The 14,716-nt window shown below is 50.7% G+C and carries 10 protein-coding genes; 2 read left to right on the top strand and 8 right to left on the bottom strand.

Going from position 1 to position 14,716, the window contains the following annotated elements:
• Window positions 1-11: 11 nt before the first annotated feature.
• A complete protein-coding gene (locus E4L36_RS14590; RefSeq protein WP_136681209.1) occupies window positions 12-1,904 on the bottom strand; it encodes a propionyl-CoA synthetase in 1,893 nt (630 codons plus the stop codon).
• 371 nt (window positions 1,905-2,275) lie between these two features.
• On the opposite strand from E4L36_RS14590, the gene metH reads away from it, so the two are divergent.
• Window positions 2,276-5,983, top strand: a complete 3,708-nt coding sequence (gene metH, locus E4L36_RS14585; protein ID WP_136681208.1) for a methionine synthase — start codon at window positions 2,276-2,278, stop codon at window positions 5,981-5,983.
• Here the strand turns inward: metH and E4L36_RS14580 are convergent, their stop codons facing one another.
• The 3 genes from E4L36_RS14580 to E4L36_RS14570 all read right to left on the bottom strand — a co-directional run bounded on the left by E4L36_RS14580 (window position 5,984) and on the right by E4L36_RS14570 (window position 8,946).
• Window positions 5,984-6,784, bottom strand: coding sequence for an AraC family transcriptional regulator (locus E4L36_RS14580; RefSeq protein WP_136681207.1), 801 nt, complete (start codon window positions 6,782-6,784; stop codon window positions 5,984-5,986).
• Window positions 6,785-7,387: a LysE family translocator gene (locus E4L36_RS14575; RefSeq protein WP_136681206.1), complete on the bottom strand. Its 603-nt coding sequence runs from the start codon at window positions 7,385-7,387 to the stop codon at window positions 6,785-6,787.
• 95 nt (window positions 7,388-7,482) lie between these two features.
• A complete protein-coding gene (locus E4L36_RS14570) occupies window positions 7,483-8,946 on the bottom strand; it encodes an ATP-binding protein (RefSeq protein ID WP_136681205.1) in 1,464 nt (487 codons plus the stop codon).
• A 259-nt stretch (window positions 8,947-9,205) separates the two neighbouring features.
• Between E4L36_RS14570 and E4L36_RS14565 the strand changes: the two genes are divergently transcribed.
• Complete coding sequence (locus E4L36_RS14565) at window positions 9,206-10,921, top strand: proline--tRNA ligase (protein ID WP_136681204.1); 1,716 nt, start codon at window positions 9,206-9,208, stop codon at window positions 10,919-10,921.
• A gap of 129 nt (window positions 10,922-11,050) precedes the next feature.
• Here the strand turns inward: E4L36_RS14565 and E4L36_RS14560 are convergent, their stop codons facing one another.
• The 4 genes from E4L36_RS14560 to E4L36_RS14545 all read right to left on the bottom strand — a co-directional run bounded on the left by E4L36_RS14560 (window position 11,051) and on the right by E4L36_RS14545 (window position 14,650).
• Window positions 11,051-11,914, bottom strand: a complete 864-nt coding sequence (locus tag E4L36_RS14560) for a cache domain-containing protein (RefSeq protein WP_136681203.1) — start codon at window positions 11,912-11,914, stop codon at window positions 11,051-11,053.
• Between the two features lie 129 nt (window positions 11,915-12,043).
• Complete coding sequence (gene murB, locus E4L36_RS14555) at window positions 12,044-13,048, bottom strand: UDP-N-acetylmuramate dehydrogenase (RefSeq protein ID WP_136681202.1); 1,005 nt, start codon at window positions 13,046-13,048, stop codon at window positions 12,044-12,046.
• Complete coding sequence (locus tag E4L36_RS14550; protein ID WP_136681201.1) at window positions 13,045-13,527, bottom strand: low molecular weight protein-tyrosine-phosphatase; 483 nt, start codon at window positions 13,525-13,527, stop codon at window positions 13,045-13,047. The genes murB and E4L36_RS14550 overlap by 4 nt, the downstream gene beginning before the upstream one ends.
• Window positions 13,528-13,663: 136 nt before the next feature.
• Window positions 13,664-14,650, bottom strand: coding sequence for an alpha/beta fold hydrolase (locus E4L36_RS14545; RefSeq protein ID WP_169051553.1), 987 nt, complete (start codon window positions 14,648-14,650; stop codon window positions 13,664-13,666).
• Window positions 14,651-14,716 lie beyond the last annotated feature (66 nt).

Here is a 14,716-nt window from a genome sequence, read left to right as displayed (position 1 = left end):
GGTGAGGACTTTTAGCTCGTCACTAAACCGTGGCGATCCATAATCTCCTCGATTTCCGGCAAGCTAGCTGGATCATCGATTGTCGATGGGATCGAGTACTCGCTTCCATCTGCAATCTGACGCAGCAACTTGCGCAGAATCTTGCCCGAACGCGTCTTCGGTAGGCGCTGTACAACAATCGCCTTCTTGAAGCACGCAACCGCGCCAATCTCTTTACGAACCATGCCCACCAGCTCAGCTTCCAGTTCGTCCTCATCAACATCAACACCGTTTTTGATCAAGACCATACCAACTGGTTGCTGGCCTTTCAGTGGATCGTTGACACCGATAACACAGCACTCAGCCACCGCTGGGTGCCCTGCGACGATCTCCTCCATCTCACCGGTTGAGAGACGGTGGCCAGCGACATTAATCACATCATCCGTACGGCCCATAATAAACACGTAGCCGTCTTCGTCTTTGTAACCGCCATCGCCTGTTGAGTAGTAACCTGGATACTCAGACAAGTAACCCGTACGGAAACGCTCGAAATCACCCCATACTGTAGGTAGGCAGCTCGGTGGCAACGGTAGTTTAATGGCAATGCTACCCTGCTCCCCATTTGGCAACTCTTGACCAGCGCTGTCGAGAATCTGCACATTGAAGCCTGGGATAGGCAGCGTTGAAGAACCCGCTTTTGGTTCCTTCATCTCAACACCCGTCAAGTTGCCGCAGATTGCCCAGCCTGTTTCTGTTTGCCACCAATGGTCAACCACTGGCTTGCCGAGGGTATCTTTTGTCCAGTGATACGTTGGCGGATCAAGACGCTCACCGGCCATGAAGATCGTCTCTAGACCTGAGAGATCATAGGGCTTGAGGTACTCAGAGTCTGGATCTTCTTTACGGATTGCACGGAATGCCGTTGGCGCAGCAAATAGCGCCTTAACTTTGTACTCTTCACATACACGCCAGAAGGCGCCAGCATCTGGTGTTTTGATCGGCTTACCTTCGTACACAACGGTTGTACAGCCTGCCAATAGCGGCCCGTAAACGATATAGGAGTGGCCCACAACCCAACCCACATCGGAAGCGGCCCAGAACACTTCGCCCGGTTCAATGTTGTAGATTGATTTCATGCTGTATTTCAACGCGACGGCATGACCGCCGTTATCACGTACAACACCCTTTGGTTTGCCCGTCGTACCCGAGGTATAGAGGATATAAAGAGGATCAGTGCCTTTCACCGGCACGCAGTCAGCAGGCTCTGCTGTTGCCATCGCTTCTTGCCAGTCGATATCACGACCTGCAACCATCTCAGCTTCCACTTCAGGGCGCTGGAACACAATGCAGCTATCAGGCTGGTGCGCTGACTTCGTAATTGCCTCATCTAGCATCGGCTTGTACGGAATGACTTTTGCAATCTCGATACCACAAGACGCCGTCACCACAACTTTTGGCTCCGCATCATCAATACGTACCGCCAGCTCATGCGGCGCAAAGCCACCAAACACAACCGAGTGGATAGCACCCAAGCGTGCTACCGCTAGCATCGCGATTACAGCTTCTGGGATCATCGGCATATAAACAACAACGCGATCGCCCTTTTCAACGCCTTGTGCTTTTAAAACGCCTGCAAATTTTGCAACCTCATCACGCAGTTCGCGGTAAGTGTAACGACGCTTTGTATCGGTTACGGGTGAGTCATAGATCAGTGCATCTTGATCCGCACGGCCATTCTCAACGTGGTAATCCAACGCTAGATAAGCGGTATTCAGCTCACCGTCGGCAAACCAGCGGTAGATGCCATTTTCGTCTTGGCTCAAAATAGTTTCTGGCTGTTGAAACCACTCAACCGCTTGCGCTTTCTCTCCCCAGAACTGCTCTGGCGTTTCGATCGATTTTGAATATTCTGCCTGGTACGACATTGCGTGGGCCCTTCTGCTTGTAGATTAATTTTTCGGGACAACGATAATGCGAGCTTTATTGTTATTGTTGACACTCGACTTGATTCGATGTGTCTACTGTACGCAATAAAATGGGCGTTTAAACTAAGACATAAGGCGAATAAATCGCAACATTGTCGACAATGTTGGCTTTTTGCTCCTCTCACAACGCTAATTTTTGATACAAATCAGCGAACATATCAGGCCGCTTTGTGCTTTTTTCTCCCCTTAAAGCTCGAAAGTGCACCTGAACCTATGAATCTACTTCACTTATAAATGAAGCTTGCTCAGGTAAATTAATTCCAAATTGGTTTATCATACCCGCTGTTTTATAACGGTTTTGGATAACAAAAATGGCAGCGGCAATCAGAGATCAACTTATCGCAACCCTTAAAGAGCGTATCGTCATCTTAGATGGAGGTATGGGCACGATGATTCAGGCGTATAAGCTTGAAGAGGCCGACTATCGAGGTGAGCGTTTCGCTGATTGGCACTGCGATGTAAAAGGCAACAACGACCTATTGGTGCTGACCCAGCCCAACATCATCAAGGATATTCATCGCGAGTACCTCGCTGCGGGCGCAGATATCATCGAGACCAACACCTTCAACGCAACACAGGTCGCGATGGCAGATTACGATATGGAATCGGTCAGCCTAGATATCAATGTTGCAGCGGCAAAGCTTGCCCGTGAAGTCTGTGATGAGTTCACTGCACAAACCCCAGAGCGCCCACGCTATGTGGCAGGCGTGCTTGGCCCCACAAACCGTACCTGTTCCATCTCGCCCGATGTAAACGATCCGGGTTTTCGTAACATCACCTTCGATCAACTGGTCGAGGCTTACTACGAATCAACGCAAGGGCTGGTTGAGGGTGGCTCAGATATCATTTTGATCGAAACAGTTTTCGACACACTGAACGCGAAAGCTGCGATCTATGCGGTTGAGAAATTTTTTGATGATAACAACATCAAACTACCGGTGATTATCTCTGGCACGATCACCGATGCCTCCGGCCGAACTCTCTCTGGGCAAACGACCGAAGCGTTTTGGAACTCGATTCGTCATGCCAACCCGGTGGCGGTTGGTCTGAACTGTGCGCTTGGCCCTAAAGAGCTGCGCCAATACGTTGAAGAGCTATCACGCGTGGCACAATGCCATGTTTCTGCACACCCTAACGCTGGTCTGCCGAACGCTTTTGGCGAGTACGATGAGACGCCCGAAGAGATGGCGGTAGAGATCGGCGAGTGGGCAGCATCTGGATTCCTCAATGTCGTCGGTGGTTGCTGCGGTACAACACCGGACCATATCAAAACAATCCGTGAAGCCGTTGAGCAGCACGCACCGCGCCAACTGCCAGATCTGCCAGTAGAGGCGCGATTAGCTGGCCTTGAACCGATGAACATCGGCGCAGACACGTTATTTGTGAACGTGGGTGAGCGTACCAATGTGACCGGCTCAGCGATGTTCAAACGCCTTATTAAAGAAGGTGACTACGAGACAGCACTCGATGTTGCGCGCCAACAGGTTGAGAACGGCGCACAGATTATCGATGTCAACATGGATGAAGGGATGCTTGATGCGGAAGCGGCGATGGTTCGCTTCCTCAACCTAATCGCATCCGAGCCTGACATCTCGCGCGTGCCGATCATGATCGACTCCTCAAAATGGGAGGTCCTCGAAGCGGGCCTGAAGTGCATCCAAGGCAAAGGCGTGGTGAACTCTATCTCTCTCAAAGAGGGTAAAGAGAAGTTCATCGAGCAAGCTAAGCTGATCAAGCGCTACGGTGCTGCCGTGATCGTGATGGCTTTTGATGAGGTCGGCCAAGCTGACACCCGCGAGCGTAAGATCGAAATCTGCGAAAAGTCCTACCGCGTTCTAGTCGACGAGGTGGGTTTCCCGCCAGAAGACATCATCTTCGATCCAAACATCTTCGCAGTCGCCACCGGTATAGAAGAGCACAACAACTATGCGGTTGACTTTATCGAAGCCACCGGCTGGATCAAACAAAACCTCCCTTATGCAAAGATTTCGGGGGGCGTATCCAACGTTTCTTTCTCATTCCGTGGCAACAACCCGGTGCGCGAAGCGATCCACTGCGTCTTCCTTTACCATGCAATCAAGCAAGGTATGGATATGGGTATCGTCAATGCAGGCCAACTGGCAATTTACGATGATCTGCCAGAAGAGCTGCGTGAGTTGGTGGAGGATGTCATCCTAAACCGCCGCGACGATGCCACCGAACGCTTGCTGGATGTTGCAGAGAAGTATCGCGGCAACGGCGCGGTTGAAGAAGACCCGCAAGCGGCGGAATGGCGTGGTTGGGATGTCAACAAACGTCTTGCCCACGCGCTGGTTAAAGGCATTACTGAGTTCATCGACGACGACGTAGAAGAGTGCCGCCAAAACTATGAGCGCCCCATCCAAGTGATCGAAGGACCGCTGATGGATGGTATGGGAATCGTCGGCGACCTGTTTGGTTCAGGTAAGATGTTCCTGCCACAGGTGGTGAAATCTGCCCGCGTTATGAAAAAAGCGGTGGCCTATCTCATGCCGTTTATCGAAGATGAAAAGGACGCGAACGCCTCCTCCTCTGCTGGCAAAGTGATCATGGCGACGGTTAAAGGCGATGTGCACGACATCGGCAAGAATATCGTTGGCGTCGTGCTGCAGTGTAACAACTTCGAGATCATTGACTTAGGCGTTATGGTGCCTGCTGAAACTATTCTCAAAACAGCGCGTGAGGAAAATGCAGACCTGATCGGTCTGTCAGGGCTGATCACACCATCACTCGATGAGATGGTTCACGTTGCGAAAGAGATGGAACGCCAAGGCTTTGATATCCCGCTGATGATCGGTGGCGCAACAACATCGAAAGCACATACCGCAGTAAAGATTGAGCCCGCTTTCAAGCGCGATCAAGTGGTTCATGTCACCAATGCATCACGCGCAGTGGGCGTTGCATCTGCGCTCTTGTCTGACAGCCGTAAGGCGGATTATGTCGCAGAGATCCAAGCTGACTATCAAGCCGCCCGTGAGCGTCATCTGGCACGCCAAAACGATAAGCGCCGCGTCTCTTTGGATAACGCACGCGCAAATAAGCATGTGATCGACTGGGATAACTACACCCCGCCGGTACCCAAACAGCTCGGTGTACAGGTTATCGAAGATCTAGACCTCAATGTGTTGCGTGATTACATCGATTGGTCGCCTTTCTTCCACTCGTGGGAGCTAGCAGGCCGTTATCCGCGCATCCTAACCGATGAAATTATCGGTGAAGAGGCCACCAAACTATTTAAAGACGCGACAACGATGCTTGATCAACTGATTGAAAATAGATCGCTGCAAGCACGAGCCGTGTACAGTTTGTTCCCGGCGAACAGCGTAAACGATGATGATATCGAGCTATATACCGATGAGAGCCGCACGGAGGTACTCACAACGCTGCACCATTTGCGCCAACAAACGGAGAAAGTCGCGGGTAAAGCCAACCTGTGCCTAACTGACTTTATCGCGCCAAAGTCGAGCGGCAAAGCCGATTATTACGGCGCCTTCGCAGTCACGGCAGGCATTGGTATCGACGCGCTGGTTGAAGCCTATGAGCGTGATCACGACGACTACAACAGCATTATGGTTAAAGCCCTGGCAGACCGTCTTGCCGAAGCGTTTGCTGAGTATCTACACAAAGTTGTGCGCACCGACGTTTGGGGCTACAACCCAGAAGAAGCGCTCGATAACGAAGCCTTGATTAAAGAGAAATACCAAGGCATTCGCCCTGCACCGGGTTACCCAGCGTGCCCAGACCACACTGAAAAAGGGCTGCTTTGGGAACTGCTTGATGTCGACAATACCGCTGGAATTACGCTAACGGATGCATATGCCATGTTGCCAACAGCAGCCGTCAGCGGCTGGTATTTCTCACACCCAGAGGCTCAGTACTTTGGCGTTGCTAAGATCAGTGAAGATCAGGTAGAGAGCTATGCCAAACGTACCGGCATGGAGAAACAGGTAGCCGAGCGCTGGCTTGCACCTAACCTTGGTTACGAGCCAGAAGATAGCTAATCAGCAGGCTTGCTGATACTGACGCGGTGTGATGGCTACACGCCGTTTGAAGTGGCGCTGAAAGTGGCTTTGATCGGCAAAGCCGAGCGTTGCGGCAGTATCGGCAAGCGACTCACCCTCGCGTAGCAAACGCTTTGCTCGGCGAATACGCTGATCAATTTGGTACACATGTGGCGCTTGACCATACGCTTGCTTAAATTGACGCAATAACGTGTAGCGGTTTAAACCCGCTTCGTTGGCGAGCTCCTCCAGTGGGATATTCTCGCCTAGACGATCAAGCAACAACGTATGCGCCCTAACGATACCTTGGCTCAACGTAGGCTCTTGATGTTGTGTATTGGCAAACAGCGGCGCTAAGAAACTGATCAGAGCAGTCTCTGCAAGACCACCTTCGTCTTGGTGCTGCAAGTAGTCGTAGAGACGGTTGAAGCGTTGCTCAATAAGAGGCGATTGAGTACAAAAAGCGGCCTCAAACGGCTGATAGTCAAACAATTTGCTGCCGCCCACCTCTGCTTGTAGTTCTGCAACCCAATGGGTGTTAACAAACAGCATACGATACGACCAAACACCCGCTTCGGGGTTACATGCGTGCGTATCGCCCGGATTAATCGTCACTAAGGTGCCCTGCCCAACATCATAATAATTACGATGATTGAGATAACGCGCTCGCCCTTGATCAATCAACCCAAACGAGAATTCGTCGTGGGCGTGCTCCGCGTAACATGCTCCCGAATGCTGAGCTTTGCGCATCTCAACCTGCGACAACGCACGGCTGCGCTGAAATAGATTTTGCTCTTCCATCTACCCGATCCATATCCAAAGCACACACGTCACCAATAATAGTGCCATCACGCTATTAAAGATACGCCCCGACACAGGCCCGCTAACCCATGGCCTTAATAGGTGCCCAGCGCACGCCCAAGTGCCCACACCGGTAAAGCACGCGATAAAGGAGATAATGCTGAATAACAGCAGCGGCGAGATGGCACTTTCAACGCCCGTAACGAAGAGCCCGATACCCGACATCGCCACCAACCACGCCTTAGGGTTAAGTACTTGGGTGAGAAAGCCATCCATAAAGCTGGCGGGATTCACCAACAAGCGCGCATCGCTGCTCTCTCCAAACGGCGCAGAAACAGCGATTCGATAAGCGATATAAAGTAGATAAGCACTGCCCAGTAACGTGAGCAGAGGTTCAATGGCTGGCAACACATGAGTGGCTATAGCCATACTCAGGCCCACCGTCACCACAACCAGCACGTAAGCCACCGTCGCGCCAAGTACAAACGGTAAAGCCCGCATGACACCAAACTGAGACCCTGTCGTTGTCGCGATGATATTAACGGGCCCTGGCGAAACCGCACCGGTTAAAGCAAAAATCCACATCGAAAAAGCTAACGTCATAACTACCTCCAACACTGAAGGCAGCAGGTTACAAAACGGTTAGCGAGAAATATTGAACGCTATTGGCAACTTACGCTGCCAATAGCTGGAGGTCGTTAGTCCGCTAGGGGTAACTGTATATGGAAGGTCGAACCAATTTCGACATCAGAGGTAACAGCCATATTGCCGCGGTGCTGCTCGGTAATAATGTAGTGAGAGAAGGATAACCGCCCACCCGCATCATGATCTTCTGACTCGCCATCTTGGCTGAAGAACGGCTCAAACAGGTGCATCTGCTCTTCGTGCGTCAGCCCTATACCATTGTGCTGCACCCGGATCCACAGGCTGTCATAACACTCAGACAACATCAGCTTTAATTTTGGCTCGTAAGGATCGCTAGCCTGCGCAGCACGAGCCGAGATAGAGCGCATCGCGTGTCTGAAAAGGCTTAACAGCACTTGCTGAAGTTCTGTGATATAGCAAGGCAATACCGGTAAGCTCTCCTCGAAATCACGCTCGATCTTAAGGTCGCGAAACGTGAATGAGTCACTGCTGATCACATCGTTCGCAACGCCAACGGCACTCTCCATTACATCGATGACATTGGCCTGTTGTTTGCCCTGATGCTGGCTACGTGCGAACGCCACTAAGTTGTTGGTAATCGTAGAGACCTGCGTGCCCTTTTCAGACATATCTGCCAGCAACGCCTCCAACTTGGCAACTTTCTCTTTATCGGCCTCATCTTTAATGAAGTCATGCTGGGACAAAATGCCCTGAAAACTCTTTAGGTCCAGCAAAATCGCTTGCAGCGGCGCGTTGATATCATGCGCCATGGTTGAGGCCAGCTCCCCCATAAACGACATCTTATCGTTATGGATAAGCATGTTCTCAGCGGTAATCTGCTTACTCACGTCATCCACCAGTATCACGACGCCCGGATGGTCAGCATCCCGTAACGGATAGATCGTAATGTCAAAGTGAGACACGCTGCGCAAACTTTGCTTAAGGTGGATGGTGCGGTTTTCGCGGATCGCCTGTTGAACCGTTTCTGGCTGGATTGTCGCCGAAGGGTAGACCTCCCACAGATTCCGCCCAAGCGCATCATCCGCACTAATCCCAGAGGCTTCTGCTACACGACGGTTCCACTGCGTAACGCGCCCCTCTTTATCTAAGCTGATCAGCATTAACGGCATACTGGTAAGGATATCCTTGATATAGGACTCCGAAACCCGCAAACGGCTGGTCGTATTGACGTGCTGCTCCACCTCTTGGGCAAGAAGCTGGTTACTCTCTTGCAACAAGCGGTTGGATTCATCGAGCGTCGCGGTGCGGTCTTTGACACGCTGCTCAAGCTCTTTACGAATCACATTGAGTTCGTGGTTAGTCTTCTTTTCGCGGCGCTTAGTGAGAAACAGCCAGATGGCGATAATGGTAAGCAGGATGATCAGAATCCCGCTGCTCCAGTTTGCTACGTACTGCCAGTTCGTGTTCCCCTGCTCATCTTTGATCGTAAACTTAATGGCTGCCTGTACAAACGGTGTCATCAGGAGCAGCACGAGGGGGAGTAAAAATTTCTGCATAAAGTTGTGGGCTCATCGCACAAAAAATGGATCTATGATCTTGTCGGAAACCGCCTGAGTATATCACCTCAGCCGACCGAGAGACCGCTAAATACTTGATAACAAATCATATTCCAAAGTTCCCTTCCGATTATAGCAATTTCTTGCCGGTGACATTACCAATCCGTCGACACAAACATGCCTGCCCCTTGGCAGCGAAGGCACATCCCCATAGAATAGTCCGATTAACCGATTGGATACTAAAAGGGTTCCTATTGCCATGCGTGCAAGCCAATTTCTTATTGCTACTTTAAAAGAGACCCCATCTGACGCGGAAGTCGTCAGTCATCAGTTGATGCTGCGTGCCGGCATGATTCGTAAAGAAGCCTCTGGTTTATACTCGTGGCTGCCCATGGGTTTGCGTACGCTGCGTAAAGTTGAGCGCATCGTCCGCGAAGAGATGGACAACGCAGGCTCCCAAGAAGTTCTAATGCCAGCGATTCAGCCATCTGAGCTCTGGGAAGAGTCAGGCCGCTGGGAACAATATGGCCCTGAGCTACTGCGCCTTAAAGATCGCCACGGCCGTCCATTCTGTGTTGGTCCAACACACGAAGAGGTCATCACCGACCTAGTCCGTCGTGAACTGCGTAGCTACAAAGAGCTACCTGCGAATTTCTACCAGATTCAAACCAAATTCCGCGATGAGATTCGTCCACGCTTTGGTGTGATGCGCTCCCGTGAGTTCATCATGAAGGATGCTTACTCCTTCCATATCGATCGTGATTCACTGTGCCAGACCTACGACGTGATGTATCAAGCATACAACAACATCTTCACGCGCCTTGGTCTGGATTTCCGCCCAGTGATCGCAGATAACGGTTCGATTGGCGGTACAGGCTCGCACGAGTTCCACGTGCTCGCTGACTCCGGTGAAGATGATATCGCCTTCTCTAATGGCAGTGATTACGCAGCCAACGTGGAGATGGCAGAAGCATTAGCACCCGCAGCCGAACGTGCTGCCGCTAGCGCTGAGATGACCCTTGTCGACACGCCTGATGCAAAAACGATCGAGCAATTGGTAACGCAGTTTGAGCTGCCTATTGAGAAGACGGTCAAAACACTCATCGTTAAAGCTGCAGAAGACGCCGAAGTTGATTTCGTTGCGCTATTGGTGCGTGGCGACCACGAGCTTAACGAGATCAAAGCTGAGAAGCAGCCACTGGTTGCAGCACCGCTTACCTTCGCGACTGAAGAGGAGATTCGCTCGGTGATCAACGCAGGTCCGGGCTCCCTTGGTCCTGTGAACCTGACAATTCCGTGCATCATCGACCGCAGCGTTGCGGTGATGTCTGACTTCGGTGCAGGTGCCAATATCGACGGTAAGCACTACTTCAACATCAACTGGGAACGCGATGTCGCAACACCTGAAGTTGCAGATATTCGCAACGTTGTTGAGGGTGATCCAAGCCCATGTGGCCAAGGCACACTGCAAATTAAGCGCGGTATCGAAGTGGGCCACGTGTTCCAGTTGGGCACTAAGTACTCCGAAGCGATGAACGCGACCGTTCTAGATGAGAACGGCAAGGCAACAGCTGTTGAGATGGGCTGTTACGGCATTGGTGTGACACGTGTGGTCGCTGCTGCTATTGAGCAAAACCACGACGAGAACGGCATCATCTGGCCAAAAGCGTTAGCGCCATTCCAAGTGGTACTGGTTACGCTGAACTACGATAAGTCTGAAGATGTTCGCCGTGTGGCAGACGATCTTTATGCGCAGCTGCAAGCAGCCGGTGTCGAGGTTCTGCTAGACGACCGTAAAGAGCGCCCAGGCGTTAAATTTGCAGATATGGAACTGATCGGTATCCCGCATCGTTTGGTTATCTCTGACCGCGGCATCAAAGCTGAAACCTTTGAATACAAAGGCCGCAGTGATGATGAGAAGCAAGACGTAGCCGCTGAGGGTATCGTTGAGTTTATCAAACAGCAGATCGGCTAAAACTGCCTTCTTCTACTAACGAAAAAAGCCTCCATTAGGAGGCTTTTTTATTGCTATGTAGATCAGAGCAGGCAACACGACTCATACAAAAAAGGGACCTAGCGGTCCCTTTTTCATCATCACGTGTAACTACCCCTGCTTGAGCTTTTTGAAAATCACTTTCAAGCTCTTTTGCATACGGCCAATCGCGTCTGCCAGCTCACCAATCTCATCTTTTGAATCGACAGAGATATTGGTGTTCAGCTTACCCAAACTCATCTGGCGTGCGCTTTCAGACAATTCAAGAATTGGTTTTACCAGCGCTCGGTTCGAGAACCATAAGTTAATTAAGACAATCACGATTAAGATCACCACACCGACGCCCGACGATATGACCACTGTTGCTTGTATTTTTGCATCAACCTCAGCTTGTTTTAACGCAACAGCATCATCGATATCATCGATATAAAAGCCAGTTCCTAGCACCCAACCTAACGGCTTAATATCAACGGCATAACTCAGTTTCGGCGCCTCTGTACCCCGTGACGGTTTATCCCAAAGATACTCGACATAACCACCACCGTTACGCCCCGCTTTGATCAGATCTGCAATAAGCGGCGTACCGTTTACATCTTTTAGCTCAATGACGTTGCGCCCTTCAAGCTCTGGCTTAGCGGCGTGAATTGTCATCACCCCATCGTAGTTCAGTCCGAAAATGTAACCATCTTCATCACCATAAGAGATCGCACGCACTGCGGTGTACACTTCGCGCTTCATCTCTTCAACATCCAACTCAGATGTCAGAATAGGACGAATCGAGCTTTCGGTAATCTCGATATAGTTGAGCAGAGATTCGCGCTTTGACGCCATCATGGTGGTTCGAATCTGATTCACTTCTTGCTCACCAAGAGAGCGAAGTTGATAAATCGAAACAAGCATCAGTGCGATAACGGTAAGGATCAACGGAACAGCAGTCAGCAGAAGGATCTTCTGCTTAATTTTGAGATTTCTCACGAGTCCAACTCCAAGGGCCAAGAGGTCGCATCCGACAACCTCACTATATTATTGTTATTTAAAGGCTTCATGGGCGTGTTTGCCAACGCATAGGACTATATTCGGTTCTTCACCGAATGGAAAGCATGATTAAAGTGGAAAGCGTTGCGGCTCGATCTCGAGGGATACGCCATAGGTCTTAGAGATCGATTCTCGAATGCGCTCGGCAAGCTGCAGCAACATATCGATCTCGCCACCGCCAGTGTGAGTTAGCACCAGTGCTTGCTGTTGGTGAACACCAACGCAACCCTCTTGGTAGCCCTTCCAACCGGCCTGATCGATCAACCAACCTGCCGCTAGTTTCATACCATTTCCCGATGGAAACGCCACAATCTTGGGGTACTGCTTATGCAAAGTTTCATAATGGGCCTGCGAAACGACTGGGTTCTTGAAAAAGCTCCCAGCATTACCCAACACCGCAGGGTCTGGCAGTTTCTGTTGGCGCAAAGCGATAACCGTCTCGAAAACCTGCTTAGGCGAAGGTGACAAAACTCCTTGCTGCGCCAACGCATCGCTTAGTGCCTTGTAACGACATACCGATATCGACTCTCGCGCGAGTTGGAGTGTAACTTGGGTAATGACGTAACGCCCTGGGGTGTGCTTAAACAAACTATCACGATAAGCGAACTCGCACGCCAAATTATCGAAGCGAACAAAGCACTCATGTTGAAGGTCGAACGCTCTTACACTAACCGCCACATCACACAGCTCAGTGCCATACGCACCGATATTCTGCACTGGCGCAGCGCCCACCTTACCGGGTATCAGCGCCATTGATTCAATACCCGACAACCCCTGATCAATGCTCCAGCCTACAAAGTCGTGCCAATTTTCGCCCGCATTGACAGTGACAAGCGCGTCATTGTGCAGCTCAATCCCGCGGATGTTGATGAACAACACAATCCCTTCGATACGGGGCGCTATAAGGATGTTAGAGCCACCACTCAGCACGTGGATCTTGAGATTCTCGGCCTTGGCAAAGGCTACTGCCTCAAGAAGGTCGGCCTCCGAATCAATCTGAATAAAGTACTGAGCAACAGAGGGGAACCCCAACGTATTGAGCTGTTGCAGAGAATGATCTGCTAAAACGTTCATGCCATCAGCTTTTTCTGAATATCTACCAACAACCCCATCGACGCATTCTCAACAAGGTCTAGCACGTGCTCGAAGCCCGCTTCACCACCGTAGTAAGGATCCGGCACCTCTGATTCAACGCACTGCGCAAAATCAAGCAATAACCCTAGGTGGCCATCATAATCCTGCGGAGCAATGGCTTGTAAATTTGCCAAATTTTCATTGTCCATCGCCAAGATATAATCAAATGCCTCAAAGTCACTCGCACTAACCTGACGCGCACGCAACGAAGATAGATCATACCCGCGGTTTGCGGCAGCGGCACTTGAGCGCTGATCAGGAGACTTGCCAATATGGTAAGCCGCTGTCCCCGCCGAATCTACGCTAACCATACCTGCAAGGCCCGCTTGCGCGACCATATCTTCAAATACACCATGCGCACTAGGAGAGCGGCAAATATTGCCGAGACAGACAAAAAGAACGGATTTTTTATTTCCCATCAAAAAATCATACCTTACTGCGTTATTGGAAAGAGTCTGGACATCAAACTGGCGCGGACATTATAAAGCAAATTGGCCGCAAAGAACGTTATGCGACCAAAGCTCAAACTATATTCCTTCTCGAATATGGCCCTAACTACAAAACAGAATCGAGCCACTGCGCGAGCTTGGCTACCAGTACCTGTTCAAACTCAGCGCGATCGAACCCGTCTGGATCTTTTGCAACAGGGCCGAGTTCCACCTCTAACGCATCAGGGAACGTTGTTAAAAAAGAGAAGTGGCCCGCGTTAACTATAACCTCATGAGTCAGCAGGGTTGCATCGGAGAAACCGTTGGCAATTACGGCAGCGTTGTAACGCGTTGTGAGTGCTTGATCAAACTCAGCACTAAGCATAAAAACCGGTATATCGACCACCGCTAACGCTCTGTCGGCTGCAAATAGCACGCCGACGGGGGCCATTAGAGCCAGTGCTTTTACCCGTGAGTCTTTAGGGTGCTGAATAGAAACCTCTTTCAAGCCACCAGCACGAGCTGCAAGGCAATACGAGTCGGTTAGCGCATTCGTAAGGCACTGCTCAAGCAGTGTATTGGTAGAGGCAAGACCTCCGGCAACCGCCAGCGCCGTGTAGCCGCCCACCGAGTGCCCTAGCACCGCGATCTTATCGGATTGAATATGGTTATGTACTGGCGCTAGCGCGAGCAAAGAATCGATAGCCGAAGAGATATGCTTGGGGCGCTCAGTATAGTTTTGTACAGAACCTGCTCGCGTATTGTCACGAAAGTTATTCCCAGGATGTAACGGCATTGCCACGATAAAACCGCGACTCGCTAACCCAACAGCGATATGGTTATAGGACAAGGGGCTAGCACCGGAACCATGGGAAAAAACCGCCAAGGGAAAACGCCCTTCTGCTATCGGAGCACCTATAGCCAAATTTAGATGAAAAGGTCCAAACTCCACATGCTTTGCATCCGCCTGAGTAGGATAAAACACCATCATGTCGAAGCGCTCAGCACCGCCCGCTGACGCTACCTCCACGCGTTTAAAGCCAACCTCATATGCTAAAGAGACGCTTGAGAAACCACAGCACAGAGCCAGCAACACGCTAAGAAAATACTTCATCATCGCTCCTTGAAAACTAAAAAATTGTGATAGCAAATACGCTTAAAACCGAATCATGATTGCTGA

The organism is Neptunomonas sp. XY-337 (assembly GCF_004959845.1).
Classification (GTDB): Bacteria; Pseudomonadota; Gammaproteobacteria; order Pseudomonadales; family Balneatricaceae; genus Neptunomonas; species Neptunomonas marina.
The sequence above is the reverse complement of the archived record's forward strand: the minus strand, read 5'-3'. Positions and strand labels throughout refer to the sequence as shown.

Bases quoted from the DNA above. Each gene is read 5' to 3' on its own strand.
- E4L36_RS14545 (WP_169051553.1), bottom strand. From the start codon at position 14,650: ATGAAGTATTTTCTTAGCGTGTTGCTGGCTCTGTGCTGTGGTTTCTCA.
- E4L36_RS14575 (WP_136681206.1), bottom strand. From the start codon at position 7,387: ATGACGTTAGCTTTTTCGATGTGGATTTTTGCTTTAACCGGTGCGGTT.
- E4L36_RS14550 (WP_136681201.1), bottom strand. From the start codon at position 13,527: ATGGGAAATAAAAAATCCGTTCTTTTTGTCTGTCTCGGCAATATTTGC.
- murB (WP_136681202.1), bottom strand. From the start codon at position 13,048: ATGAACGTTTTAGCAGATCATTCTCTGCAACAGCTCAATACGTTGGGG.
- metH (WP_136681208.1), top strand. From the start codon at position 2,276: ATGGCAGCGGCAATCAGAGATCAACTTATCGCAACCCTTAAAGAGCGT.
- E4L36_RS14580 (WP_136681207.1), bottom strand. From the start codon at position 6,784: ATGGAAGAGCAAAATCTATTTCAGCGCAGCCGTGCGTTGTCGCAGGTT.
- E4L36_RS14565 (WP_136681204.1), top strand. From the start codon at position 9,206: ATGCGTGCAAGCCAATTTCTTATTGCTACTTTAAAAGAGACCCCATCT.
- E4L36_RS14570 (WP_136681205.1), bottom strand. From the start codon at position 8,946: ATGCAGAAATTTTTACTCCCCCTCGTGCTGCTCCTGATGACACCGTTT.
- E4L36_RS14590 (WP_136681209.1), bottom strand. From the start codon at position 1,904: ATGTCGTACCAGGCAGAATATTCAAAATCGATCGAAACGCCAGAGCAG.